The 25,470-nt window shown below is 59.0% G+C and carries 23 protein-coding genes; 6 read left to right on the top strand and 17 right to left on the bottom strand.

Going from position 1 to position 25,470, the window contains the following annotated elements:
• Nucleotides 1-58 precede the first annotated feature (58 nt).
• The 6 genes from cobS (at nt 59) to ABJP42_RS08820 (ending at nt 6,588) form a co-directional block, all read left to right on the top strand.
• Complete coding sequence (gene cobS, locus ABJP42_RS08845; protein ID WP_122075315.1) at nt 59-1,045, top strand: cobaltochelatase subunit CobS; 987 nt, start codon at nt 59-61, stop codon at nt 1,043-1,045.
• 189 nt (nt 1,046-1,234) lie between these two features.
• A complete protein-coding gene (locus tag ABJP42_RS08840) occupies nt 1,235-1,762 on the top strand; it encodes a hypothetical protein (protein WP_348339960.1) in 528 nt (175 codons plus the stop codon).
• Nucleotides 1,759-3,636 (top strand): cobaltochelatase subunit CobT, encoded by a 1,878-nt coding sequence (gene cobT / locus ABJP42_RS08835; protein ID WP_348339959.1) that lies wholly within the window; start codon nt 1,759-1,761, stop codon nt 3,634-3,636. Before ABJP42_RS08840 ends, cobT begins: the two co-directional genes overlap by 4 nt.
• Before the next feature lie 27 nt (nt 3,637-3,663).
• Nucleotides 3,664-4,314, top strand: a complete 651-nt coding sequence (locus tag ABJP42_RS08830) for a 2-hydroxychromene-2-carboxylate isomerase (RefSeq protein WP_348339958.1) — start codon at nt 3,664-3,666, stop codon at nt 4,312-4,314.
• Between the two features lie 74 nt (nt 4,315-4,388).
• A complete protein-coding gene (locus tag ABJP42_RS08825; protein WP_348339957.1) occupies nt 4,389-6,179 on the top strand; it encodes an aminopeptidase P family protein in 1,791 nt (596 codons plus the stop codon).
• A 67-nt stretch (nt 6,180-6,246) separates the two neighbouring features.
• A complete protein-coding gene (locus ABJP42_RS08820) occupies nt 6,247-6,588 on the top strand; it encodes a DUF427 domain-containing protein (RefSeq protein ID WP_348339956.1) in 342 nt (113 codons plus the stop codon).
• 253 nt (nt 6,589-6,841) lie between these two features.
• Here ABJP42_RS08820 and ABJP42_RS08815 read toward each other — a convergent pair whose 3' ends face one another.
• The 17 genes from ABJP42_RS08815 to ABJP42_RS08735 all read right to left on the bottom strand — a co-directional run.
• Nucleotides 6,842-7,030, bottom strand: coding sequence for a hypothetical protein (locus ABJP42_RS08815; RefSeq protein WP_348339955.1), 189 nt, complete (start codon nt 7,028-7,030; stop codon nt 6,842-6,844).
• A 427-nt stretch (nt 7,031-7,457) separates the two neighbouring features.
• The gene (locus tag ABJP42_RS08810) at nt 7,458-9,140 is read right to left on the bottom strand and encodes a chloride channel protein (RefSeq protein ID WP_348339954.1); all 1,683 of its coding nucleotides are present in this window, start codon (nt 9,138-9,140) and stop codon (nt 7,458-7,460) included.
• Between the two features lie 119 nt (nt 9,141-9,259).
• Complete coding sequence (gene recN, locus ABJP42_RS08805; RefSeq protein ID WP_348339953.1) at nt 9,260-10,906, bottom strand: DNA repair protein RecN; 1,647 nt, start codon at nt 10,904-10,906, stop codon at nt 9,260-9,262.
• A gap of 45 nt (nt 10,907-10,951) precedes the next feature.
• The gene (locus tag ABJP42_RS08800) at nt 10,952-11,800 is read right to left on the bottom strand and encodes an outer membrane protein assembly factor BamD (protein WP_348339952.1); all 849 of its coding nucleotides are present in this window, start codon (nt 11,798-11,800) and stop codon (nt 10,952-10,954) included.
• 311 nt (nt 11,801-12,111) lie between these two features.
• Nucleotides 12,112-13,047, bottom strand: coding sequence for a UDP-3-O-acyl-N-acetylglucosamine deacetylase (gene lpxC, locus ABJP42_RS08795; protein WP_348339951.1), 936 nt, complete (start codon nt 13,045-13,047; stop codon nt 12,112-12,114).
• A gap of 210 nt (nt 13,048-13,257) precedes the next feature.
• On the bottom strand, nt 13,258-14,967 hold the full coding sequence (gene ftsZ / locus ABJP42_RS08790; RefSeq protein WP_348339950.1) for a cell division protein FtsZ: 1,710 nt from the start codon (nt 14,965-14,967) through the stop codon (nt 13,258-13,260).
• A 382-nt stretch (nt 14,968-15,349) separates the two neighbouring features.
• Nucleotides 15,350-16,684 (bottom strand): cell division protein FtsA, encoded by a 1,335-nt coding sequence (ftsA, locus tag ABJP42_RS08785; protein ID WP_348339949.1) that lies wholly within the window; start codon nt 16,682-16,684, stop codon nt 15,350-15,352.
• Nucleotide 16,685: 1 nt separating this feature from the next.
• Nucleotides 16,686-17,576, bottom strand: coding sequence for a cell division protein FtsQ/DivIB (locus ABJP42_RS08780; protein ID WP_348339948.1), 891 nt, complete (start codon nt 17,574-17,576; stop codon nt 16,686-16,688).
• On the bottom strand, nt 17,564-18,484 hold the full coding sequence (locus ABJP42_RS08775; protein ID WP_348339947.1) for a D-alanine--D-alanine ligase: 921 nt from the start codon (nt 18,482-18,484) through the stop codon (nt 17,564-17,566). The genes ABJP42_RS08780 and ABJP42_RS08775 overlap by 13 nt, the downstream gene beginning before the upstream one ends.
• A gap of 347 nt (nt 18,485-18,831) precedes the next feature.
• Nucleotides 18,832-19,782 (bottom strand): UDP-N-acetylmuramate dehydrogenase, encoded by a 951-nt coding sequence (murB, locus tag ABJP42_RS08770; RefSeq protein ID WP_348339946.1) that lies wholly within the window; start codon nt 19,780-19,782, stop codon nt 18,832-18,834.
• Between the two features lie 2 nt (nt 19,783-19,784).
• Nucleotides 19,785-20,078 carry a hypothetical protein gene (locus ABJP42_RS08765; RefSeq protein ID WP_348339945.1) on the bottom strand — a complete coding sequence of 98 codons (294 nt, stop codon included), beginning with the start codon at nt 20,076-20,078 and terminating at the stop codon, nt 19,785-19,787.
• 2 nt (nt 20,079-20,080) lie between these two features.
• Nucleotides 20,081-20,350, bottom strand: a complete 270-nt coding sequence (locus ABJP42_RS08760) for a DUF2484 family protein (RefSeq protein WP_348339944.1) — start codon at nt 20,348-20,350, stop codon at nt 20,081-20,083.
• The gene (locus ABJP42_RS08755; RefSeq protein WP_348339943.1) at nt 20,347-20,592 is read right to left on the bottom strand and encodes a DUF2484 family protein; all 246 of its coding nucleotides are present in this window, start codon (nt 20,590-20,592) and stop codon (nt 20,347-20,349) included. Before ABJP42_RS08755 ends, ABJP42_RS08760 begins: the two co-directional genes overlap by 4 nt.
• On the bottom strand, nt 20,589-21,800 hold the full coding sequence (locus ABJP42_RS08750) for an APC family permease (protein ID WP_348339942.1): 1,212 nt from the start codon (nt 21,798-21,800) through the stop codon (nt 20,589-20,591). Before ABJP42_RS08750 ends, ABJP42_RS08755 begins: the two co-directional genes overlap by 4 nt.
• Nucleotides 21,801-21,828: 28 nt before the next feature.
• Entirely contained in the window at nt 21,829-23,241 is a 1,413-nt protein-coding gene (murC, locus tag ABJP42_RS08745) for a UDP-N-acetylmuramate--L-alanine ligase (protein ID WP_348339941.1), read from the bottom strand.
• Nucleotides 23,242-23,243: 2 nt separating this feature from the next.
• Nucleotides 23,244-24,335, bottom strand: coding sequence for a UDP-N-acetylglucosamine--N-acetylmuramyl-(pentapeptide) pyrophosphoryl-undecaprenol N-acetylglucosamine transferase (locus ABJP42_RS08740; protein ID WP_348339940.1), 1,092 nt, complete (start codon nt 24,333-24,335; stop codon nt 23,244-23,246).
• A gap of 71 nt (nt 24,336-24,406) precedes the next feature.
• Nucleotides 24,407-25,470 (bottom strand): peptidoglycan glycosyltransferase FtsW (locus ABJP42_RS08735; protein ID WP_348339939.1); only part of this gene is annotated, 1,064 nt, incomplete at its 5' end.

The following is a 25,470-nucleotide window of genomic DNA, read 5'->3' as shown; positions in this document are numbered from 1 at the left end:
GGCACCAATCCCTCGGATTGACCCCGCAGAGGCGGGAGAGGAACAAGGATCGACTGTGATGACCGACGGCATGCTGGATATGAATGCAAAACCCACCGACCCCATTTCGGTGCGCGATGTCTTTGGCATCGATACCGACATGACCATCAAAGGCTTTGCCGAAGGTTCTGACCGCGTTCCCGCGATCGATCCCACCTATAAGTTCGACCCCGATACCACCATGGCCATCCTGGCGGGCTTTAGCCACAATCGTCGTGTGATGATCCAGGGCTACCACGGCACAGGCAAATCGACCCATATCGAACAGGTCGCCGCCCGCCTGAACTGGCCCTCTGTGCGGGTCAACCTCGACAGCCATATCTCCCGGATTGACCTCATCGGTAAAGATGCGATCAAACTGCGCGACGGCAAGCAGGTGACAGAATTCCACGAGGGCATCCTGCCCTGGGCCCTGCGTAACCCGGTTGCGATTGTCTTTGATGAATATGACGCCGGCCGCGCGGACGTGATGTTCGTGATCCAGCGTGTTCTAGAACATGACGGCAAGCTCACACTGCTGGACCAGAACGAGATCATCACCCCGAACCCCTTCTTCCGTCTGTTTGCCACCGCCAACACCGTTGGTCTGGGCGACACCACCGGCCTCTATCACGGGACCCAGCAGATCAACCAGGCCCAGATGGACCGCTGGTCGCTGGTGGCAACGCTGAACTACCTCAGCCACGATGCTGAGACCGCCATCGTTCTGTCCAAGACCCCGCATTACAACACCGCCGAAGGCCGCAAGAGCATCAGCCAGATGGTGACTGTTGCGGATCTGACCCGAACCGCCTTCATGAATGGCGACCTGTCGACCGTGATGAGCCCGCGGACCGTGATCAACTGGGCGCAAAACGCCGAGATCTTCCGCGATGTAGGCTATGCCTTCCGCCTGTCCTTCCTGAACAAATGCGACGAGCTGGAACGCCAGACCGTCGCCGAGTTCTACCAGCGCTGCTTTGACGAAGAGCTGCCCGAAAGCGCCGCCAGCGTGAGCTTGGGGTAAGACGAAGCCCCCGGCGGCAACGCCGGGCGGTGCCCGACCCGCCCTCCAATCCGGAGGTCTGCCTTTGGCAAAACGGGGGAGGGCACTTTGTTTCCCGCCCGCGGCCCGGCCCCGCCCTCCATACTACTTCGGAAGGCTGGACAAAGGTTGCTCCCGGCGGGATGCTTCTACCAAAGACGGGGTGCGACCATGAGTAGACACAACAAAATTCCTGCGGGTCCGATCAAGAAGGCGCAGGCCAAGGCCAGCAAGGTCATGGCCGATGACAAGATGCGCCTGCCGCTGGTCTCCGGATTGTTCCGTATACTTGCCCCTGCTACGATTTTTCTTGCCGCACTAGGGCTGTCGGCATCGACCGCCCTAGCGGCCGATTGGACCGATGTCCATGACGAGGCGGAAGCCTATGACGTTTGCACAGCCTACGTCATGGCTGACTTGGAGTTCTTTATATACAATAACCCTGAGGGCGATATGGACCTGGCCTTTGAAGAGGCTGTTGTCGATTTTGCTACTGTTGCCTACCAAAAACAGCATGGCGAACTGCCACCGAGCTATATCGAACGAAAAGCCTATGAGCGTGAGCTATCCTCGATGATGCTTGGCATCTTCCTGGATATGCGGGACGCCGCAGAGGATAGTGCAAATCTAGACGAGCTGCAGTCATTCTGCACCACTATCGGTGCAAAGCATGAACAAACGCGCTGGGTATTCCAATGAAAAAACAAAACGACAATCCAGCCGACCCGTTTAAAAAGGCCCTGGCCGAGGCCACCAAAGTCATGGCCGATGATCCGGAGCTGAGCGTTTCCTACACCGTCGACCCCTCGGGCGTCTCCGGTGACAATATGCGCCTGCCGCAGGTTTCCCGTCGCATGACCCGCGAGGAGGTGCTGCTGGCCCGTGGCACCGCTGATGCGCTGGCGCTGCGGCGCAAGTTCCACGACGATGCCACCCATGCCAAATACACCCCACAGGGGGAAATGGCGCGTGATCTGTATGAGGCGATGGAAACCGCCCGCTGCGAGGCTATGGGCGCGCGGCATATGCCCGGCACCGCCTCCAACATCGACGTCAAGATCCGCAACGAGGCCATTCGGCGCGGCTATGACCAGATGAAAAGCTCCTCTGAGGCGCCGCTGGCGGCCTCGGCCGGTTACCTAGTGCGCCATCTCGCCACCGGTCGCCCCCTGCCGCAGGGTGCAGACAATGTTATGGAACTCTGGCGTGGATTTATTGAATCTCAGGCCGGCGAGACGCTGGAAAACCTCGACGACAAAATCGCCGACCAGTCCGAATTTGCCAAATTCGCCCGCAAGATCATCGCCGATCTGGGCTATGGTGATCAGCTGGGCGATGATCCGGATGAGCTGGACGACGAACAGAACGACGAAGCTGAAGACGACGCCGAAGAGCAGCCCGATCCCGATGGCAATGGCGAGGATGACTCAGACGACGAAGAGGCCGATGCCGACGCCGAGCAGGCGCAAGAACAGCAGCAGGACGAAAGTCAGGCTCAGGTCTCGATGGATGAGATGGCCGACGAAGAACTGGCCGAAGAAACCGAGATGCCCGACGGCGAAGCACCGCTGGATCCGCCTCCGCCCCCCCCGGTGTCAGAGGCCGACCCGGATTATAAAGTTTTCCTCGACGCCAATGACGAAGAAATCGCTGCTGAAGATTTGGCCGAACCGGCAGAACTTGAACGGCTACGCGCCTATCTTGATCAGCAGCTGGAGCCGCTTAAGGGCGCTGTCAGCCGTCTCGCCAACAAATTGCAGCGCCGTCTGCAGGCGCAGCAGAACCGCTCTTGGGAGTTTGATCTGGAAGAGGGCATTCTGGATGCCGGCCGTCTGGCGCGGGTGATTGCCAACCCGACCACTCCGCTCTCGTTCAAGCGCGAAAAAGACACTGAGTTCCGCGATACCGTGGTGACGCTCCTGCTGGACAACTCCGGCTCGATGCGGGGACGTCCTATTTCCATCGCCGCGATCTGCGCTGATGTTCTGGCCCGCACCCTGGAACGCTGCAACGTCAAGGTGGAGATCCTCGGTTTTACCACCCGCGCTTGGAAAGGTGGGCTGGCCCGCGAGGCCTGGCTCAATGATGGGCGGCCACAGATGCCGGGCCGTCTGAATGACCTGCGCCACATCATCTACAAATCCGCGGACAGCCCCTGGCGGCGCGTGCGGCCCAACCTCGGCCTTATGATGAAAGAAGGCTTGCTGAAGGAAAACATCGACGGCGAGGCGCTGGAATGGGCCCATCGGCGCATGTTGGCCCGTCAGGAAGCCCGCAAGATCCTGATGGTGATCTCGGATGGTGCTCCGGTGGATGACAGCACCCTCTCGGTGAACCCGGCCAACTACCTGGAGAAACACCTGCGCGACGTGATCGATATGGTCGAAAAGCGCAAACAGGTGGAGTTGCTGGCGATCGGCATTGGTCATGATGTGACCCGCTACTATGACCGCGCGGTGACCATTACCGATGTGGAGCAGCTGGCCGGGGCCATGACAGAACAGCTTGCTGCCCTGTTTGACAGCGATCCCCGCGCCCGTGCACGGGTGATGGGCATGAAAAAGGTCAGCTAATCGGGTCGACTGATCAGAAGGACAGAGATGACACAGCACAGGATCGAGTATTTCTACTCCACCCACTCCGCTTATGCCTATCTGGGCTCCAAGCGGCTGGGTGAAATCTGTGCAGCCCACGGGTGCGAACTGGTGCATCGGCCCTTTTTGCTATCGCCTGTGGTGGAGCAAGCCGGCGGGCAGCCCTTTGCCGGGCGCAGCCAGGCCCATGTGGACTATTTCTTTGGCCGCGAGATCGAACGCTGGGCTGCCTATCGCGGCCTGCCTATCATCCACTATCGGCCAACCTATCATGACAATGCTCTGACCCTCTCTAGCGGTATGGTCATCATGGCCGCCCGGCTGGGGCAGGATGTGGACGCCCTGGCAGATGCCCTGCTGCAGGCCCATTGGCGTGATGACATCGATCTGATGAACCCCGATGAACTGCGCAGGGCGGCAAGGGCAGCCGGGCTGGATCCTGAGCCGCTATTGGAAGGCGCAATGCAACCCAATGTGCAGAAAGTGTTGGAAGACAACACCAAAGCTGCGCTGGCGATGCACCTCTTTGGCTCTCCGACCTACATCCTGGACGGCGATCCCTACTATGGCCAGGACCACCTCGAACTGATGGAACACGCCTTGACGCATCCCTTTCCCGGCACCGGGTTCAAGAACCCTCCCGTAGGCAAAAGCTGAATTTCACGGGTTGCGCCCAGCCAAACTTCACGGTTCTCTGGCGACGCTGACACCCGCCCAAGCAGGAGACCCCCATGTTCCAGAGTTTTGACGTCACAGCCCGTCCTGAACAGGGGCCACCGCGCCTGGCCACGCTGCGGCTGGAGCTGGAAAAGCAGGGGCTTGACGGGTTTCTTGTGCCGCGCGCCGATGCGCATCAGGGCGAATATGTCGCCGCTCGCGATGAACGGCTGAGTTGGCTTACTGGGTTCACCGGATCTGCAGGATTTTGCGCGGTTCTGAAAGAACAGGCCGGTGTTTTTATTGACGGCCGCTACCGCACCCAAGTCAAACGGCAGGTTGCCGAAGTGTTCACCCCAGTGCCCTGGCCCGAGGTACAGCTTGGCGGCTGGCTCAAAGAAAAGCTACCCAAGGGCGGCAAGGTCGGGTTTGATCCTTGGCCGCATGCCACCGCACAGATCGCCACCATGACCAAGGAGCTTGCCGACACGGGCATCGAACTGGTGCAATGTGACAACCTTGTGGATCGGATCTGGCAGGACCAACCTGCCCCGCCCCTGCAACCCGTCCTACCCCATGCACTGGAATATGCAGGGGAAACGGCAGTAGACAAATGTAGCCGTTTGGCGCAGGAGTTGAGCGCTGCAGGACAGACGGCGGCGCTGATCACCCTGCCCGACAGCATCATGTGGCTGCTGAATATCCGCGGTGCCGACATTCCCCGCAACCCAGTGGCCCATGGTTTTGCCATTCTGCACGCCGACGCGCGCGTTGATCTTTTCATGGCTCCAGAAAAACTGGGACAGCTTGGGGACCACCTGCCCGAAACGGTGCGCCACCACGCCTCAGAGGATTTTTTGCAGGCGGTTGCCGCCCTCAATGGCGCGGTTGCGGTAGACCGTGCCAGCCTGCCGCAGATCGTGGCCGACGCCCTTGGAGAGCGGATGGTCTCCACAGGCGATCCCTGCGCCCTGCCCAAGGCGCGCAAGAATACAGCCGAAATTGCCGGCTCCGCCGCCGCCCATCTGCGCGATGGTTCTGCCGTGGTGGAGTTGTTGTCCTGGCTAGACGCGCAGCCCGCGGGCAGTGTCACCGAGATCGAGGTGGCCAAACGCCTGGAAGACCTGCGCCGCCGCGACCCAGTACTTCGCGACATCAGCTTTGAAACTATTTCTGGCACTGGTGAAAATGGTGCTGTGATGCATTATCGGGTCACCGAGGAAAGCAACAGCACTTTGGAGGACGGCCATTTGCTGGTGCTGGACAGCGGCGGGCAATATCAGGATGGCACAACCGATATCACCCGCACCATTGCCATTGGCACTCCCGGCTCCGAGGAATGCGCCGCCTTTACCCGCGTGTTGCAGGGCATGATCGCCATGTCCCGTCTGCGCTGGCCCAAAGGGCTGGCAGGTCGCGATATCGAAGCCATCGGCCGTATGCCGCTTTGGCTGGCGGGGCAGGATTTCAACCACGGGCTGGGGCATGGTGTTGGTGCTTACCTCAGCGTCCATGAAGGCCCACAGCGTCTGAGCCGGGTCTCTACGGTGCCACTGGAGGTGGGGATGATCCTGTCCAATGAGCCGGGATACTACCGCGAAGGCGCCTTTGGCATTCGGATCGAAAACCTGCTGGTGGTGCAACGCGCCCCAAAGCTGAGCAGCAGCGATCCAGAGCGGGAGATGTTGTGCTGGCGCGGCCTCACCTATGCGCCGATTGACCGGCGGCTGATCCTCACCGAGATGCTCTCCCAGGCAGAGCGGGACTGGATCAATGCCTACCACGCCGAGACTTTGGCAAAACTACGCCCCCACGTCAGTAAAAACGCACAGGCCTGGCTGGATGACGTCACCAGAGCAATCTGATAACAGAATGTTACATGGTTATGGCATAGAGATATGCCATGAGCCGAATTTGAGGGGGAAGTGACCGATGAGCAATATCAGCATTCGCAAAGCAACAGGCACCTGGGTGGTTCGCTCTGGCGGCGCCGTTCTGGGTGAAAGCACAAATGCGCTTGAACTGAATGAGGACGGCCATGCCCCAGTGATCTACTTTCCGCGCACGGACATCGCCACGGCTTTTCTGGACCCAAGCGACAAGACAACCCATTGCCCACACAAAGGCGACGCGACCTATTATTCGATCGTCAATAAATCATCCATCACCAAGAATGTGGTCTGGAGCTACGAAGATCCTATCGATGCAGTGGCGGAGATCAAAGGCTATCTCGCGTTTCATCTTGGCGACACTGTTAAAGTAGAGCAAATCTAAGCCTCAGAAAAGCGGACCTAGGGCCAGAGCTGACGGCAATTATTGCTCTTGCGGATAAGTCAGGCAAAGACCTGATCCACAGAAAGCTTGGTCAAAATACCTAGCAAGACAGAATGAAACAAGCGGCCTTCACGGGCCGCTCTTCATGTTTTCCAACAGGACCCCGGGCCCCAAATCCATTCCAGTAAGCTATCAGTATTTACCCCGTCGGATGATCAGGGTGCATTGCAAGCATGACTAATAGGAAACTGACTTAAAGAACTGCCCGGCACAGATTGCGCCGCACGTCTTCCAGCCGCTCATCGGCGCTAAAGACATTGGTTTCCATTGCGCATTGAAGCGCATAATCAATCAAGGCCTCCAAAGACGCCTTTTCTTTTTCCTGCTCGCCACCAATACGTTTTTGCACAGCCTCTTCCGGGCCGCATTCAAAAGCACGCATATCATTCCTTCCGCACTTTAGTAACAAAGGTCACTGTGCGATTAGAATCCATTAATCCAAGAGGTTAATCAATAGAAAGAAGAAATTAACTTTTATGTGTCGTAAAAGCCTCTCGAATCCAGGCCAAGTTGCAACAGTGAATTCAACCAGGGCGAGTTGGCTGCTCGAAACCACCATAACTGCAGGGGGCTTTTCCTGCGTTGTTTTCGGTCACGCAACAAAGCCGAGCCCCCTTCCAGATGATTGCTAGTCCAAACAGGAGGTTCTACCTGCGGATAGTGATGACCCTGTCTTGGGTAACTGCCCGTTAACATTTAGCTAAATACAAACGGGACAAGGGGCTTTGCCACCTAAAAGGATTTGTGCCTTGATGACAAATCCTGGCCATTTACTGAGCCCACCCGTCTCAAATTCAAGGCCTGGCGACTTAACTGTGCTCTTCAGCGGCGACCGAAACCAGTGCCCTGTTATAGGCCTTCAGAGCATCCACATGGTAGATCGCCCCAACCAGGATTTCCTCCCCCTCAAGGGTTTCCACCACTGGTAAAAATGTCACATCGGCACGGTCAAACACCGGAAGAACAGCCTCTAAAGAGGTTCCAAGCTCTACCGCAAGCCCCTGTTCGCACAGGGCTTCACAGTCTCCTTTCGAAGCACAGCCTGGATCCTCCAGCCGGCGCATGACCACATTGGCCTTGAGTAGAGCCAGAAGATAGGCCTGCGGGCCGGCGGCACAATGGATGTTACGGCGCTCCAGCTGAGTGAGGAAGAAGGACCGGTCCACCAGTCGCGATGCCAGCGCCGTAGAAATAGACACGGCCACCATTACCGCGAGGCCGATCTGCCAGTCTCCGGTCAGCTCAAACACAATCAAGGTGGTGGAGATCGGCGCGCCCAGTACTGCCGCGGCCACCGCCCCCATGCCTGCAAAGGCATAAAGCGTATGGGTGCCGGATACATCCGGCAGGAAGGAGGTTGCAACCAGCCCAAAGGCAAGCCCGGTGATGGCACCAATCATCAATGAAGGGGAAAAAACGCCGCCGCCCATGCGCCCACCCATGGTGATTGCCACGGCCGTCGTTTTGACCACGACAAAAATCAGTGCTTGCGACAGTATCAACCCACCCGAAAGCGCCAGTTCAGTGGTCTCGTACCCAACGCCAATGATATGGGGGTACCAGATTGCAATAACCCCCAGCAGCAGGCCCGAGATCGCCGGGCGCAGCCAGCGTGGCAGGCAAAGTTTTTCCTGCAGGGAGTCGCCAACCCGATCGGCCAGAAAAATTGCCCGCATCAGCGCCACTGCCACCAGACCACAGATAACCCCGAGCATCAAAAAGGCAGGCAATTCGACATAGAACTGCAAAGCGCCAGGCGTGCTCATGGAGAACTCGGTGACATCGCCATAGGCCATGCGATTGATCACAGTCCCCGCAACCGAGGCAATGACGATCGGCGCAAAGGCCCGCACCGCAAAATGGCGCAGTACCACTTCCAGCGCAAAAAGCGCTCCGGCAATTGGCGCGTTGAAACTAGCGGAAACCGCAGCGGCTACGGCACAGCCAAGCAAATCTCGCCCGGTAATGCCATCTGCCTTGATTTTGTCGCTGACCCAGCTGGAGATCACCCCCGCAAGGTGCACTACTGGTCCTTCGCGCCCCGATGAGCCACCAGTTGAGAGGGTAATGAACGAGGCTAGAGCCGAGGCCAGCCCCTCCCGCATCTCCAGCCGCCCCTCTTTTAGAGCCGCCCCTTCAATCACATCCGAAACCGATCGCACCCGCGCATCCGGTGTAAAACGATCCAGAATAAGCCCAACAACCAACCCGCCAAAGGTGGCAATCAGCACCAGCCAATACCAGGGCAGATCTGCTGCAAAACTGTGTAGATAATTGACATCTTCTGCCCCGTAGACCCAGGCCTGCAGCGCCGAAATACCCTTGCGAAACAACAGCGCTGCAAAGCCGGCGCTGATACCAATCAGCAGCGCAATCAGCCAGAACTGGAACTGGCTTGGCCCCCGGTGCAGCAATACCCGCCACAGATCCCGCACCGCAGAGATCCCCTGGGCGGATTGGGCTGTGACAGAAAAGCGAAGCTTCTGGGGCATTGGGGTCCTGTTCAATCGACAAATGTAAGGTGCGTCTTTGCCCTAAAATAGCAAACTGACCGTAAAGAAATGGTTTGGATAACTCATCCTCGCCGTTTTCTCTGTGTAATGTCTGCGTCTTAGCTGGCCAGAAGCGCCCGTGCAGCAGCGCGGGCTTCGGGGGTTATGGTATCACCGGAAACCATGCGCGCAATCTCATCCACCCGCTCCCCCTCATCCAGGGGCACCACTTCAGACAGGGTAAGACCCTCGGTCACTCGTTTTTGCACCCGCCAGTGGAAACCGCCCTGGGCCGCAACCTGCGGCGAATGGGTCACAACCAGCACCTGTCCAGAAGCAGCCAAGGACCGAAGGCGTCGACCAACCGCATCTGCCGTGGCCCCGCCGACCCCCCGGTCAATCTCATCAAAAATCAGCGTTTTGCTTTGGTCTGTGCCCCGCAGGCAGACCTTGAGGGCCAGCAGAAACCGGCTCAGCTCCCCACCAGAGGCAATTTTGTTCAGCGGCCCAGAGGGGGCGCCGGGATTGGTTGCGACAGTAAAGGCGACGGTATCTTGACCTTCGGGTCCAGGATCTGCCGGTTCGACCAGCGTTTCAAACAAGGCCCGCTCCATTTTCAGCGGCGCCAGTTCTGCCATCACGGCCTGATCCAAAGCTTCGGCATTGCCCTGCCGGGCAGCGGTGAGTTGATCGGCCAAAGTCTGATAGGCAGCCTGCGCCTGCTGCAGTGCCGCTTCCTGATCCGCCAGATCCTGATCACCTGCATCCAGTGCCGCAAGTTTGCCCCGCAGAACATCAGCATGGGCGGCAAGCTCATCCGGTTGAACGGCGTATTTTCGTGCCAAAGCCCTGATTTCAAACAGCCTTGCCTCGCAATCCTCGAGATCTCCGGGGTTGAAATCCAGCCCTTCTAGCACCCGGCTCACCCCGTCCTGGGCTTCACCCAGCTCCACCATGGCTCGGCTCAATGCTCCAAGCGGCGCGGTCAAACCAGTGTCTTCACCACTCTCAACACCTTCGAGCCAGCGCTGTGCCTCGCCCAATGCGGCCTCTGCACCGTCACTCAGCAGTGTATGGGCGCGGGCGATGTCACCCCGGATCCGTTCTGCTTGCTGCATCTGGCGACGTCGCGCATCCAGCGTCTCATCTTCGCCCGGCTCCGGGTCAAGCTTGTCCAGCTCTGCCACCGCATGGCGCAGAAACTCTTCTTCGGCGCGCACCGCTTCGAGCGCATCCCGCGTGGTCTGTACAGATTTTTGCGCCTTGGAGGCCACACTCCAGGCGGTTCGGGTCTGCGCCAACAGATCTGGAACAGCGGCAAAGGCATCCAACAGCGCCCGGTGCCCACGCGGATTCAACAACCCGCGATCATCATGTTGTCCGTGCAGTTCGACCAAGGTTTCGGACAGGCGCCGCAGCACCTCACCGGAACAGCGCCGGTCATTGACCCAGGCGGTCTTGCGCCCATCGGCCGTGTTGATCCGTCGCAAAACCAGTTCTTCGCCGCCCGGCAACCCTGCCTCTTCGAGGATAGCATGGGCCGGGTGCTCTGGCCCAAGATCAAACTCAGCAATGACTTCGCCCTGGGCTGCGCCTTGGCGCACTAGTTCCGCGCGCCCCCGCCAGCCCAAAACAAAGCCAAGCGAATCCAAAAGGATGGACTTGCCTGCCCCAGTTTCGCCAGTGAGCACATTCAGCCCCGGCTGAAAGGCCAGTTCAAGGTGATCAATGATCAGAAGATCGCGAATATCAAGTGCGCGCAGCATGGCCGGTTATATCGCCCCGTTCCCTCGTCAGGCTGGTCTGGCTGACTACAGCCAACGCCCTTTGATCGATTGACGATAGATCTGGCTCAGCCAGTTGTTGCCGCGATCCTTGAGCTTAAGACCTTGTGATGTGAGCAGTTTATAGCTGTCCTCATACCAATCAGTCGATTGGTAGTTATGGCCAAGAATGGCACCAGCTGTCTGCGCCTCTTCGATCAAGCCCAGCGAGATGTAGGCCTCGACCAGACGATGCAGCGCCTCTGCGGTGTGGCTGGTGGTCTGGAAGTCTTCGACCACCACACGGAAGCGGTTGATCGCAGAGGTATAATGACCACGGCGCAGGTAATAGCGGCCAATTTCCATCTCTTTGCCAGCGAGGTGATCAAAGGCCAAGTCAAACTTCAAAATAGCCGAAGTGGCATATTCGCTGTCCGGATAGACCTCGATCACGGTGCGCAGGGACTGCAGCGCCTGAAAGGTCAGCCCTTGATCACGGCCGACTTCGTCAATCTGATCATAGTAGCTGAGCGCCAGCAGATACTGCGCATAGGCGGCATCCTCATCCGTAGGGTAGAAGTCGATAAAGCGCTGCGCCGCAGCACGGCTACCTTCGTAGTCTTTAGCTTTATGGCTGGCAAAGGCCTGCATGATCAGGGCCTGTTTGGCATATTCCGAATAGGGGTAGAGCCGTTCGATCTCAGAAAAATAGAAGGCGGCATCTTTGGTGCGCTTGCGAGAAAGTTCAAACTCACCACGCTCAAAAATCTGCTGAGGCGTAAAAGACTCAAGGGGAACAGTCTGTTCAGCAGCGCCACCATCTCCGCCACAGCCAGAGAGTGCTGCCATCAAAAGAGCCGCGCCGACAAATTTGGCCCCTGTCTTGATGCCGATCATATTGCCTAAACCTCACCGTCTTTGACTTTCGGGTGTTAAACGCCCCGGGTTCCGCCCGGTTTAGCACATTCATCAGGCGTACAAAACGCCTTTCACCCACTTCACCCCCACTTGGCAGAGATTGTTTGGAATGGTCAAGCCCGACGCGCCTGGAACCAAGGCCGGAGGCAAAGCTTCGCCATCCAAAAAACAAAAAAGCCCCGCCAATACGGGGCTATAACGGTGTAGGTGGAATACCTCCAAGACCAAAGACCTCAGTCTGCCCGTAGCACCGGGCGAACAGCCCAAGCGCCAATCCTGACAGCGCGGCCTTAGGCGACGCGGCGGCTAGTATTGGGAATTTCGGACCAGACCAGCCCCTGCCCTGGAAGGCGTGCCGCCATGGCCAGATCACAGTCAACACGACGTGCTGCGCCCGGTGTGGCAAAGAGTTCACGCAGCAAGGTGTTGGTCAGGGCATGACCCGCACGATCGCCAACATAGCGGCCCAGCAATGGGCCACCGGCCAGGGCCAGGTCGCCCAGGGCGTCCAGCATCTTGTGACGCACGGGTTCATCCGAATGACGCAGACCTTCGCCGCTTTCGACCTGAACACCGTCAAAAACAATGGCGTTTTCGCCGGGAACACCGCCCAAAGCCAGCCCATTGGCCTGCATGTTTTCGACATCAGAGCGGCGGCAGAAAGTTCGGCTGTCGCAGAGTTCACGCACAAAGGCACCGTTGCGAAGATCCAGGACCCGGCTTTGGCGGCCAATTGCCTGCTCTTCAAAGTCGATGTGGAATTCGATCATCAGGCGGTCACAGGGCAGCAGGGTCGCCGTGGCGCCATCCTTGGTCACGGTCACAGGCTTCAGAACTTCGATCGCCGAAACAGGTGCCGCCAGACGCTGAATGCCGCGCCCCATGATGCCACGCACAAACTGGGCAGAAGACCCGTCCAGGATAGGCACTTCGGGTCCGTCGATTTCGATCAGTGCATTGTGAACACCACAGCCCGCCAGGGCCGCCATCACATGTTCAACAGTCGAGACAGAAACTCCGGCCCGATTGACCAGACGGGTGCAAAGTGCCGTGCGCTCTACGTGATCCCACATGGCAGGTACAAGGGTGTTGCCCAAAGCGATGTCAGTACGTTTGAAGACGATGCCGTGTCCAGCGGGCGCCGGGATGATTACCAGCCGCGCTGTTTGACCTGAATGCAGGCCAACCCCTTCAAATGTCACCGATGCTTTTAGCGTATTCTGCACCTTGTGCTCCTGATCACCATGTCCGACGTCATGCGTCGTGTTGGGATGACAGGTAAGGATTTCACAAAAAAGCCACAACTCAATCTTTGTAACGGAATGAAACATCCCTGTAACAGATCGGCAAAACACTGCTTAATGCAGTTCAATACATTGTATTTGAACAAAAAAGGGCCGCCCTAAGGCGGCCCGTTAATCTTGATTAGTGAAAGGTTAATTGGCTTGACGACGCAGGAATGCAGGAATCTCGATGCGATCCTGCTCAGCATCAGGGTCCTGTTGCTGCACCGGCTGCGGCTGAGGCGCCGCGGATTGCTGCTGCACCGGCTGTTGAGCTGGCTGCTGCATGGGTGGCTGCTGACGCGTGGCCTGCGGCTTTGCGGCCTGACCTTCGGTGGCACTGCCTGTCATCCGGTGGATCAGCGAGTTCAGGCCAAACCGGCGCTGTTCAGACTGCTGCTCGTCCTGTTCTGCGGCAGGAGCGGCCGCGACAGGGCGCTGCTGCATCTGCGGCTGAGGTGCGGCCTGCGGCTGACCAACAGACTGACCCTGCGCACGGGCGGCCGCGGCCTGAAGGCGCACAATCGCATCGGCAGAAGGGGTGCCAGGTGCCGGAGCTTTAGGAGCAACAAAGCTGGCCTCTGGCTGGGCTTCGGCAACTTCGGCCTGCGGCTGGAAGGCCGGAACCTGAGGCTGGTAGGCAGGCTGTGGCAGACCATCCTGGCCGACTTCTTCGATCTCTTCAAAGATATCTTCGGCCTGCTCCTGCGCAGCAACCTGCTGCGGGTCGAGCCCTTCAAACAGCGAGGGTTCTGGCTGCGCCGGAGCCGCCACCTGAGGCTGTTCGACAGGCGTGTTCAACTCCAAAGGAGCAGCAGGCGCCTGTTCATTGCTGACGGATTTTTTCAGTGGCGCAGACATCGGGCGGCGTGGCACTGGAATATCTGTCATCACTTCGGTGGCGTCGATACCGGTGGCCACGACGGAAACGCGCATCTGGCCTTCCATTGCGGTGTCCAGCGTGGAGCCCACGATGATGTTTGCCTCTGGGTCCACCTCTTCGCGAATGCGGTTGGCGGCTTCGTCCAGTTCAAACAGAGTAAGGTCATGCGCACCGGTGATGTTGATGAGAACACCCTTGGCACCGCGCAGGCTGATTTCATCCAGCAGCGGATTGGCAATGGCTTTTTCTGCCGCCTGAACGGCGCGATCTTCGCCTTCGGCCTCGCCTGTGCCCATCATCGCCTTGCCCATCTCGTCCATCACGGCGCGCACATCGGCAAAGTCAAGGTTAATCAACCCGGGACGGACCATCAGATCGGTCACACCTTTGACGCCCTGATACAGCACGTCATCCGCCATCGAGAAAGCCTCGGTGAAGGTGGTCTTTTCATTGGCCAGACGGAACAGGTTCTGGTTTGGAATAATGATCAGCGTATCCACGACCTTTTGCAGGGCTTCGACACCCTCCTCGGCCTGTTTCATCCGCTTGTTGCCTTCAAACTGGAAAGGCTTGGTGACAACACCAACGGTCAGAACGCCCAGCTCACGTGCGGCCTGCGCAATGATTGGAGCCGCACCGGTTCCGGTGCCGCCGCCCATACCGGCAGTAATGAAGCACATATGTGCGCCTGCCAGGTGATCGACAATTTGCTCAATGCTTTCTTCTGCCGAGGCAGAACCCACAGAGGGCCGCGCGCCAGCACCCAGACCTTCGGTGACTTTTACACCCAGCTGGATCCGGCTTTTGGCTGCGTTCTGCTGCAGCGCTTGAGCATCCGTATTGGCGACGACAAAATCGACACCCTCCAACTCTTTTGCGATCATATTGTTGACCGCGTTGCCACCCGCACCGCCGACACCGAACACGGTGATCTTAGGGGCCAGTTCTTCCTGCCCGGGCATCGAAAGGTTCAATGTCATGCTCTTTCCGCCTGTTACTCAGCCCTCCCGCAAGGGCTATTCCTGTAAATTCAGCCTCAACCCTACCGCGACGGCGGAGTCTCGTCATCCAAAAAAACGAAAAACACCACAAAATATGGTCAACCGTCGGGGGAAACCCGCAGAATTTCGCTTATCCCGGCAGATTTGGTGGAAAACGCCCACCACAACACAACAGAACATTGGATCCGGCAAAGCGCCGAACACTGAAACTCTTCTGACTTGGTTGCCAACTGCTCGGCCTTATTACGTCGCTTTCTACGACGCTTCGCATAATATTAGCCTTTTTTTGCGGGTCTGTCACCCAGATCCCGACAGGTTTTCCACAGGCTGGGGATATTTTTTTACCCCCACCCCCTAAGGCTTACCAATTGTCCCTGAACCAACGCACTGCGCGGCTGATGGAACGCGCTGGATAGCGGTCCACCGGGGTTTCAAAATCCCACCATTCATCCTGCGGATGCGCGGCAAACAGGCTCAGCCCGACAGCGGCGGCAAAACCGGGCCCGGTGGCCGATTGTGGCAGGCCATGAACCCGGAGAGGACGGCCTAGCCGCACCTGCTGGCCCAGGATACGTGTCGCCAAACCGTCAAGACCCAGAATTTGGCTGGAGCCGCCGGTGAGAACGATTTGCTGGCTGGGAAGGTATTCGAATCCGGCGGCATCAAGCCGCGTGCGCACCTCTTCGAGGATTTCCTCGACACGGGGGCGCATAATGCCAATCAGTTCCGCCCGGCTCACAGTACGCCTATCATGTTCCCAATCGCCGGTGTCGCCGCCAATATCGATCATGTCACGATCATCGGCACCAGTGGCATGCACCCCGCCGCAAAAGGTCTTGATGCGTTCGGCACTGGCCATCGGCACACCCAGCCCCATGGAAATATCGCTGGTGATATGGTCGCCGCCCATACGCACCGCATCGGCATAGATCATGTGTTTCTTCATAAAGACCGAAATCGAGGTGGAGCCACCGCCCATGTCGATACAGGCCGCGCCCAGCTCTTGCTCGTCTTCGACCAGGGCCGCATAGCCAGAGGCATAGGCCGAAGAGGCAATTCCGGCGAGTTCCAGATCGCAGCGCTGAATACAACGCACCAGGTTCTGCACCGTACCTGTGTCAACGGTCAGCATATGCATATCCACCGCCAGTGTCTGGCCCAGCTGGCCACGCGGATCTTCCAGACCAGAACGATTGTCGAGGGCAAAATTCACTGGCTGCGCATGCAGCACCTCACGGCCAGCGCCATATTCCGGCACCTCGCAGGCCGCAAGCACCTGGGCAATTTCAGTCTCCGAGACCTCCTGGCCTTCCAGCTCCAACCGGGCATCCAGGCCATAGGAACGCGGATTGGCGCCAGAAAAACTAGCGATCACATGGTCAACCCGCACACCGGCCATCTTTTGCGCTGCCTGTACAGCGGTGCGGATGGCGCGTTCGGTTTCCTGCATGGCGGTGATTTCGCCAAATTGCACCCCGCGCGAGCGGGTGGTGGCGGCACCGATCACCCGAAACCCGGACTGGCCTGCCAGCGAGCCGATCGAGTTGTCTTCGCTCAACCGATTGGTGCCATCAAAGCGAAGAACCAGGCAAGCAATTTTCGAACTGCCGATATCCAGAATGGCCACCACGCCGCGCTGCATCGCCTGACGGCGCATTTGGCGCATGGCGCGCTGGGACTGATAAAGATCCGTCATCTTAGAATCCACCCTCGTTCAGCGCTCTGATGCGCCACCAGTTTTCCACTGCGTTTTTTGTCATTCGAACTGTCGGCCGTGCCGCAATCCGCATATCCACCACCGCGACATCACGCTCCAGCAGATCCTGTACTTCGCTCACGACGATCACCCGTTCCAGAGCCTGAATGGGCTTGTCGCGGGGCAACATGATGCGCTGGCCGCGATCCAGAACCAGATCCCAACGGCGCTCTCCGATCCGCACCAGCCCGCGCAGCCGCTCCCCCAAAGGGCGCGCGGTTGCGATTAACTGCAGGGCCTCTTCGGCCATGAGATCTGCAGATTTCCCGGCGATCAGCGGCAGGTCCGGATGCATGGCGCGGCGGCCCAGCTCAGCCACATGGGCCCCGCTTTCGTCCAACAAGGCCAGACCTTCGTGGCTACGCCAGACCAGCGCGGGGGTGCGCTCTTTGATATCGACCTGCAAAACACCGCCTGGGCGAATACGCACATCTGCAGATTTCACCGGGGCCAGCTCTTCAATCTGAATGCGGATCTGGGCCAGATCCAGATCAAAGGAGCTCACCGGGAAGCGCAGCGGCACCACTTCGCGCACATCCTGCGCCACAGAGTCCCCAGCACCGTCAATGGCCATGACATTGACCATGAATTCCGGGCGCTCTTCGATGGCCGCCACAAGGGATGCGGCGCTGTCGCGCAGCATATCACGCCGCCCGACATCGGCCAGAAAAGCGCCAGTGGCCGCCAGGCACAGACACAGCGGCACACCAAATTTGAGGCCAAAGCGAATGCCCGGAGTGAGCATCCAGCGTTGCAGGCGGTACTTCAGCCGTGACGGTGCCGGATCGGCCATACTGTCGCCACGAGAGATCCGTTTTTTTAACGCCCGCATGATGCATCCTCCACCAGCTGCGCACAGAGCGCGCCAAAGGGAATGCCACAATGGGCGGCTTGCTCTGGTGCCAGCGAGGTCGGCGTCATGCCGGGCTGATTGTTGGTCTCCAGCAAGATCAGGCCAGCTGCGCCCTTGCTTTCATCCCAGCGAATATCCGTGCGGCTCAACCCGCGACAGCCAAGCGCCTGATGCGCCCGCAGCGCATAATCCAGACAGAGCGCACGAATATCTTCCGGCAAATCTGCCGGGATCACGTGGCGCGACCCTCCGGGTTTGTATTTGGCATCATAGTCGTACCAGCCATCGGTCAGAATATCGGTCACTTCCAGGGCGCGATCTCCCAATACCGACACGCTCAGCTCACGGCCCGGTGCGAAGGCCTCGACCAGTACCTCCTCGGGCATCTCAGGAGACAGCGCAGGCGGGCCATTGGCCGCCTCGTGCACCAGATAGATGCCAACGCTGGAGCCTTCATTGTTGGGCTTAACAACATAGGGCGGCACCATTGCGTGCTCAGCCATCACCTTGGATTTGGGAAACAGCCCGCTTTCCATCACTGGTAGGCCCGCCTCCTGAAACACCATCTTGCTGCGCTGCTTATCCATTGCTAGGGCAGAGGCCAATACCCCAGAATGAGTATAGGGCAGAGCCATCCATTCCAGCAGGCCCTGAACGCAGCCGTCTTCACCCCAGCGGCCATGCAGGGCATTAAAAACCACATCTGGTTTGAGTGTCGTAAGCTGTGCGTAGAGATCCGGACCAGCGTCCAGCTCCACCACTTCATATCCTTCGCCCCGTAGCGCGGCTGCGCATTCACGCCCACTGGACAAAGAGACCTCACGTTCTGCCGAGGGCCCGCCCAATAGTACCGCCACTTTCGGGAGTGTTCTGCTCGACTCACCCACGATAGCGCCTCAAATTTATCGGGCTTTTGCCCTTGGTTATTGGAGCCGAAAACTGGCCCACATCGTATCCGGGTCGTTGCCCGATGTTTGGGGCCTGCACCCCAGTGTTTTGCCGGATCCAGAATCCAGCGCCTCGCCAACAGCTGCCTGTGCCATTGCCGGGAAATCTCGCGACCCCAAAACAGGGCCCTGTGCCATCTTAACGCCGTAAATCTTACTGGCCCATTAACAGCAGCTTTACCATGCTTAAGATCGCGCCTGCCCGCTGTCACGTCAAAAACGGTCAAAACCCCCAAAACAAATCCGTAATGATTTGAAAAGGTAGCGCCTTTGCGATTGTTCTGACGTCAGTCTTGCTGCTCTGACAGGGGTTCTCCGACCCTCATGATTTCCCATTCTAGCGTTATGCCGGAATCCGCGTAAACCTTTTTTCTGACATCTTCGCCCAAAGTTTCCAGATCTGCGGCAGTTGCGCCACCGGTGTTGATCATGAAGTTGGAATGCTTTTCGCTCATCTGTGCGCCGCCAATGCGCGCCCCGCGCAGGCCCGCATCGTCAATCACCTTCCAGGCCTTCAGATCCTGCACATCATCAGCCCGGCCCGTGGAGGAAAATCCAGCCGGGTTGCGAAAAGTCGATCCGGCGGAACGGTCCTTGGTCGGCTGGGTCTCATCCCGCTTTTGTAGCTGCGCTGCCATGCGGGCATGCAGCGCTTCCGGCTCGCCCGCTGCGGCGCGCAATGTGGCTGATATCAGCACCGCGCCTTCGGGGAGCTCGGTCTGCCGGTACTGAAACTGTAACTCATCCGCCGTGATCTCCCGCAGGGTCCCATCGCGGGTGACAATTTTCGCAGAGACAAAGTGATCCGCCAGGTATGAGCCATAGCAACCCGCGTTCATCCGCACAGCGCCGCCAATTGATCCCGGAATGGTGCGCAGGAACGTCAGATCAAGCCCGGCATCCGCCGCCCTACGCGCCACATGAGCATCCAGCGCCGCCGCTCCTGCGGTGACCAGATCACCCTCTGTCTCGATTGTGTTGAAGCCGCGACCCAAACGAATGACAACCGCCCGCAAGCCCCCATCGCGCACAATCAGATTGGAGCCTACCCCCATGGGAAAGACCGTCACCTCGGAAGGAAGTTCTGCCAGGAAGTGCTGCAGATCGTCCACATCGGCAGGCTGGAAAAGATAGTCGGCTTCGCCGCCCACCCGCAGCCAGGTGAGATCCGACAGGGCACGGTTGGGGGTCAGTTTGCCACGCACCGATGGCAAATTGGGAAATTCAAGTTCAGACATATTCAGAGCCAGTCCATCCAACGTAAAAAGGCATTGATCAAAAAGCCAAAGCAGAAGGCAAACAAAGTTGCAACCCAAGCGACAGAAAGGAAAGCACTGACAAAGGCAAATCCAATTCCGGTGCCATCGTCCCCCACTCCAGTTCCATAGTTTGGAAGAACCGTGACGTAGTAAACGTAAAGCCACCCCCCGCCCAAAAGGAGGGTTGTCCCCGCAAAAAGTGCAAGGAACCAACGAGCCTTTCCCGCCAGTCCAAGCAATGCCCCGACGACCAAAGCCAAGCCAAGCCAAAACATGACTAGTCCCCTTTATCTCCAAAAGCTGAAGCGCCCAAACCGCGCAGCCAGCGCCCCAGATAGATCACAGGCCAACGCAGCACGCTCATACCGGCGCAAAGTACCCCAAGCCCCCACCAGGGACCGTTCTCATAGGCTACATAGCCCAAGAGCGGAATGCCAATGGCGATCAAAACATAGGCGCGGCGCCAATGATTGTCGCGGCTCGGCAGGACGGCCAGAAAATTGGCGGCCAAGGCCCAGACTGCGGCCAGCGTCAGCGAGACTGTCATTGCGACCCCTCCTTTGGTTGGCGCCACTTGGCCCAATAGTATTTGATCGGGCGGCGATACATCGACGCAACTGCAAACAGTCCAAAGGCAATAGCCAGCCAGCCCATTTCAATCCCCATCCAGATAAGCAGGACCGGCGCCAGAAACAAAAGGATGCGGCCCGGCACAAAATGACGCTCGACGGGCAGCATGGCCACTGCAGTGGTGGCCAGCACCCATAGAATTCCCGCGATCAGGCTCACATCCAGCCCTTCAGTGCGATGGCCAAGGCCAGCAATGACAGGACCAGACCCACAACAGGCACCGCAAAGGGCACCTGAAACGGTGCCTCTGGTCGGCGGCGTTTTTGCAGGATCAGCGCCAGGTTCACCAGAACGAAAACCGAAAGCAACGTGGTTGAAGTTACCTCGGCCAGCTGGGCCACTGGCAGCCAATAGGCCGCACCCAGTACCGCCAGACCTATCAGCACGGTGGCGCGCACCGGGGTGCCAAACCTAGGATGGGCATGGCGAAAGGCCGCGAGGCCCGTTGTGCGACCACCCAAGCCAAAAAGCACCCGCGAGGCCATGACGATCTGCGCCAACACACCGTTTAGCGCCGCAAAGACCGCAATCGCCGATAGGAACCGCGCATTGCCGCCCTGGGCCTGCTGCCAGACCAGCGCCAACGGGCTTTGCGATTGCGACAGGCTCTCCAGCGGTACCGCCCGCACCGCGGCCCAACAGACCAGCGCATAGATAACAGAGGTAACGGCAAGCGAGATGATAATGGCCTTGGGCAGAATGCGGGTCGGCTCGCGCACCTCTTCGGCCATGTTCACAATGTCTTCAAAGCCGATGAAGGCAAAAAAGGCCAGCACCGCCCCAAAGGCAATGCCCGTGGCCACACCGGGGGAGCCCAGGCCCTCTAGCAGCGGCGGCGCAGCCATCCAATCAACGCTGGCCGAGGTGGAAAACCCGGCCCAGACCACCAGGGCCAGGCCCAGCACCTCGATCAAGGTGAAAATCGCCACCAGGGCAAAGCTTTCCAGCACCCCCACCAGGGCCACCAGGATCAAGGCGAGCCCCATGGCAAGGATCGCAATTTGCGAGCTCAAGCCAGTGGCGGCAGAGAAATACCCAGCGCCGCCGCGCAGCACCGCCCCAGCTGAAACAGTCCCGGCCAGAACAATCGCCAGCCCGACAAACACCGCCAGGCGTTGCGAGGCAAACCCCTGCCCCACATAGGCCGCTTCACCGGCAGCCTCGGGCAGACGAGAGGAAAACTCACCATAGGAGAGCGCTGTTGGCGCCGCGACCAATCCAGCGAGCAAAAAGGACAGTGGCGCCAAAACGCCGGCCTCACCCGCCACGGCCCCGACCAGCACATAGATCCCGGCCCCCACCATGACGCCAATGCCATAGGCGGTCAAAAGACCCAATCCAATGCGGCGCTTGAGGTGCTGGGTCATGGGCCAGGATCCTTCTGGTCAGAGTTGTTTAGCTTTGGCTCAACCGTTCTGGCAGGCCGTTGGCCCAAGCGCTGATGGTACCAGCCCCAAGGCAGACCACCATATCACCCGGACGGGCTTGCTCGCGCACCAGACGTTCCAGATCGTCTTCGTCCAGCAGGGCGCGGGCGTGACGATGGCCATGGCGGATCATTCCTGCCACCAGATCATCGCGGCTGGCACCGGGAATGGGATTTTCGCCAGCGGCAAAGACCTCGCCAATGGCAACCACATCCGCCTCGTTGAAACAGGCGCAGAAATCCTCGAACAGGTCCGACAGGCGCGAATAGCGGTGCGGCTGATGCACTGCGATCACCCGTGCGCCAGGGGTATCCGCGATGGCTTGGCGGGCGGCTTTCAGCACCGCAGCAATTTCAACCGGGTGGTGGCCGTAGTCGTCAATGATGGTCACGCCATTGACTTCACCCACCTTGGTGAAACGCCGGTTGACGCCGCCAAAATTGGCCAGGGCTTCACGGATTTCACCGCTGTTCATGCCCAGATGCCGGGCCACCGCCACAGCAGACAGGGCATTCGAGACATTATGGTCGCCGGGCATCGGCAGGCTGCAACCTTTGATCACCTGATCTTCAGCCTGCAAATGGATGTCAAAATGCGCCACGCCCGCCTTATAGGTCAGGTTGGTTGCCCGCACATCAGCCTGGGCATTAAAGCCATAGGTGACAACCCGGCGGTCGGTGATGCGGCCAACCAGGGCCTGCACCTCGGCGTGATCGGTGCAACAGACCGCGACGCCGTAAAACGGAATATTGGAGACAAACTCGTGGAAGCCATCCCGAAGCGTGTCAAAATCGCCCCAATGCTCCATGTGTTCGGGGTCGATATTGGTGACCACGGCGATTGTCGCTGGCAGGCGGTTAAACGTCCCGTCGCTCTCATCAGCCTCAACCACCATCCATTCGCCCTGCCCCATACGCGCATTGGAGCCATAGGCGTGGATGATGCCGCCATTGACCACGGTAGGGTCAAATTTTCCCGCCACCATCAGTTCGGCCATCATTGTGGTGGTGGTGGTTTTGCCATGGGTGCCGCCAATGGCGATATTGGACTTGAGCCGCATCAGCTCTGCCAGCATTTCAGCCCGGCGCACCACCGGCAGGCCACGACGACGGGCCTCGTCCAGCTCGGGATTGCCTGGTTTGATGGCGGAGGAGATTACCACCACCTCGGCCTCAGCCAGATTTTCCGCCCTTTGCCCAACAAAGACCAGAGCGCCGAGCTTTTCCAGCCGCTGGGTGATTTTTGAGCTTTTCAGATCAGAGCCCTGCACCACATAGCCCAGGTTCAACAGCACCTCGGCAATGCCGGACATGCCAATGCCACCAATGCCGACAAAATGAATGGGACCGACGTCACCGGGCAGTTTGGTTGCAGGGGTCATACTTATCCTTCCTCAGCCAGTTGCTCGACCAGCGCCACCAATCTTTCGGTGGCGTCGGGAACACCGGCGCTCAATGCGGCAAGCGACATTTTCTGTGCCGCCTCTGGGTTACTCAAAACGGCCTCGATTTGCGCGCTCAACGCGGCGGCGTCAAGGGCACTTTCAGGGATCAGAATGGCGCCGCCCGCATCCACCAGACCACGGGCATTGGCGGTCTGATGATCGCCAGTTGCGGCGGCATAGGGCACCAAAATAGATGGGCGTCCAATGACGCTGATATCCGCCACCGAAGAGGCCCCAGCCCGCGAGATCACCAATTGCGCCTCGGACATCCGTGCCGGTACATCGTGAAAAAACGGCTGCACATCGGCAGAAATCCCATGGCTCGCGTAAAACTCGGTAACTCGCGCCATGTCCTCATCCCGCGCCTGATGCGAAATCCGCAGGAACTTGCGGATACTTTCGGGCACGGCGGCAATCGCAGCAGGCACCACATCCGACAGGATGCGTGCGCCCTGACTGCCGCCCATCACCAGGATCGACATCGGGTAATCACCCGGCGAAATATAGCCCGCGCCGGCACGCTCCAACACCGCGCCCCGCACCGGGTTGCCGACGTGTTCATGCGGCACGGTCTCTGGCAGATCTGTTGGCCAGGTGCCACAGGCGACCCCGGCAACGCGCGTGGCAAAGAGCTGGTTAACCCGGCCCAATACGCCGTTTTGTTCGTGGATCATCCGCGGTAGCTTCAGTAGGGTAGCAGCCCCCAGGGCCGGGATCGAGGGATAGCCGCCAAAGCCGATCACCGCATCCGGGCGGTCGCGGCGCATCTGCAACGCCATCGACAAAACGCCCCCAGCGATCTTGGGCGCGACCATGGCTTTCGCCAGCAGACCACCGCGGGCAAAGGTGGCTGAAGAAACCTCGGAGATCTCGGTTGAATGGGGAAAACCGCCGGTGTAGCGCGCGCCGCGCGCATCCGTTGACAGCTTCACCCGCCAGCCTTTGCGCAGCATCGCCTCGGCCAGGGCCTGGGCGGGAAACATATGTCCACCGGTGCCACCGGCCGCCATCAAGAGCAGTTTCTGTGTCATATCACTCGTGTTTCTTTGCTAGGAACCAGCCCGGTCTACCCTTGGGGCGTCTCTTTTGGAGGTCTTACTGATCAGCCGCGCCCGCGTCCACGCAGGAAATCGGCGATCTCACCCTGCGGCCTTGCGCGGGTAAAAGACAAGAGCATCCCCAGCGCAATCCCGCCAGCAATCAGCGAAGACCCGCCGTAGCTGACAAAGGGCAGGGTCATGCCCTTGGCTGGCAAAAGCCGCACGGCCACGCCCATGTTGATCATTGCCTGCACCCCAAACATGCAGACCAGACCGGTTCCTGCGAGACGGATAAAAGTATCGCGTTCGCGCATCAGCCGCAACAGCGAGCGCACCACCACCATGGCATAGAGACCGATCAGCACCAGCACTAGGATCAGCCCGTATTCCTCGGCGGCAACCGCCACGATGAAATCGGTATGGGCGTCGGGTAGCGACCATTTCACCTGACCTTCGCCGACACCAACCCCAAACAAGCCACCTTCACGGATCGCATTGGTGGCATAGCCCATCTGGGTGGTGGGATCGATATCCGGGTTTAAGAATCCATCAATGCGGCGGGCAAAATGCTCGGAATTAGAATAGGCAAAAACACCGCCCAGAACCACCACGCCTGCCATGCCGACTAGCAAAAGCATCGGCGCACCAGCGACGAAATACATCACGCCCCAGCCAAAAAGGATCAAACAGGCCTGGCCAAAATCGGGCTGCAGAACCAGCATCATCACCACAGCCATGCAGATGCCAAAGGAAATCAACGTGCCCGGAGGGCCATTGATTTGCTGGCTCGAGGCGATCATCCAGGCCGCCACCACCACAAAACCGGGTTTCAGAAACTCCGAGGGCTGCAGCGAGGCAAAGCCAAGCGAATACCAGCGCGTCGCGCCCTTGCCAAAATCTGTTCCCAGCACCGGCAGCAGGGCCAGCGCCACAAAGGCACAGATGAAGCCAAGTACCGCCAGGCGGCGCACCAACTGCGGCGACATCATCGAGGTCAGGATCATCGCGATCAGGGCGGTGATGCCAAAGATCGCCTGGCGCTGCACATAGTGGAAATTGTCAAAGCCATTGCGTTCTGCCAGCGGTACCGAGGCCGCAAGCCCCAGCAGCAGGCCCAATACAAATA

The sequence above is a fragment of the Pseudophaeobacter sp. genome (genome assembly GCF_039971195.1).
Lineage (GTDB): Bacteria > Pseudomonadota > Alphaproteobacteria > Rhodobacterales > Rhodobacteraceae > Pseudophaeobacter.
The sequence above is the reverse complement of the archived record's forward strand: the minus strand, read 5'-3'. Positions and strand labels throughout refer to the sequence as shown.

Bases quoted from the DNA above. Each gene is read 5' to 3' on its own strand.
- cobS (WP_122075315.1), top strand. From the start codon at position 59: ATGACCGACGGCATGCTGGATATGAATGCAAAACCCACCGACCCCATT.
- ABJP42_RS08840 (WP_348339960.1), top strand. From the start codon at position 1,235: ATGAGTAGACACAACAAAATTCCTGCGGGTCCGATCAAGAAGGCGCAG.
- cobT (WP_348339959.1), top strand. From the start codon at position 1,759: ATGAAAAAACAAAACGACAATCCAGCCGACCCGTTTAAAAAGGCCCTG.
- ABJP42_RS08830 (WP_348339958.1), top strand. From the start codon at position 3,664: ATGACACAGCACAGGATCGAGTATTTCTACTCCACCCACTCCGCTTAT.
- ABJP42_RS08825 (WP_348339957.1), top strand. From the start codon at position 4,389: ATGTTCCAGAGTTTTGACGTCACAGCCCGTCCTGAACAGGGGCCACCG.
- ABJP42_RS08820 (WP_348339956.1), top strand. From the start codon at position 6,247: ATGAGCAATATCAGCATTCGCAAAGCAACAGGCACCTGGGTGGTTCGC.
- ABJP42_RS08815 (WP_348339955.1), bottom strand. From the start codon at position 7,030: ATGCGTGCTTTTGAATGCGGCCCGGAAGAGGCTGTGCAAAAACGTATT.
- ABJP42_RS08810 (WP_348339954.1), bottom strand. From the start codon at position 9,140: ATGCCCCAGAAGCTTCGCTTTTCTGTCACAGCCCAATCCGCCCAGGGG.
- recN (WP_348339953.1), bottom strand. From the start codon at position 10,906: ATGCTGCGCGCACTTGATATTCGCGATCTTCTGATCATTGATCACCTT.
- ABJP42_RS08800 (WP_348339952.1), bottom strand. From the start codon at position 11,800: ATGATCGGCATCAAGACAGGGGCCAAATTTGTCGGCGCGGCTCTTTTG.
- ftsZ (WP_348339950.1), bottom strand. From the start codon at position 14,967: ATGACATTGAACCTTTCGATGCCCGGGCAGGAAGAACTGGCCCCTAAG.
- ftsA (WP_348339949.1), bottom strand. From the start codon at position 16,684: ATGACGGATCTTTATCAGTCCCAGCGCGCCATGCGCCAAATGCGCCGT.
- ABJP42_RS08780 (WP_348339948.1), bottom strand. From the start codon at position 17,576: ATGCGGGCGTTAAAAAAACGGATCTCTCGTGGCGACAGTATGGCCGAT.
- murB (WP_348339946.1), bottom strand. From the start codon at position 19,782: ATGTCTGAACTTGAATTTCCCAATTTGCCATCGGTGCGTGGCAAACTG.
- ABJP42_RS08765 (WP_348339945.1), bottom strand. From the start codon at position 20,078: ATGTTTTGGCTTGGCTTGGCTTTGGTCGTCGGGGCATTGCTTGGACTG.
- ABJP42_RS08760 (WP_348339944.1), bottom strand. From the start codon at position 20,350: ATGACAGTCTCGCTGACGCTGGCCGCAGTCTGGGCCTTGGCCGCCAAT.
- ABJP42_RS08750 (WP_348339942.1), bottom strand. From the start codon at position 21,800: ATGACCCAGCACCTCAAGCGCCGCATTGGATTGGGTCTTTTGACCGCC.
- murC (WP_348339941.1), bottom strand. From the start codon at position 23,241: ATGACCCCTGCAACCAAACTGCCCGGTGACGTCGGTCCCATTCATTTT.
- ABJP42_RS08740 (WP_348339940.1), bottom strand. From the start codon at position 24,335: ATGACACAGAAACTGCTCTTGATGGCGGCCGGTGGCACCGGTGGACAT.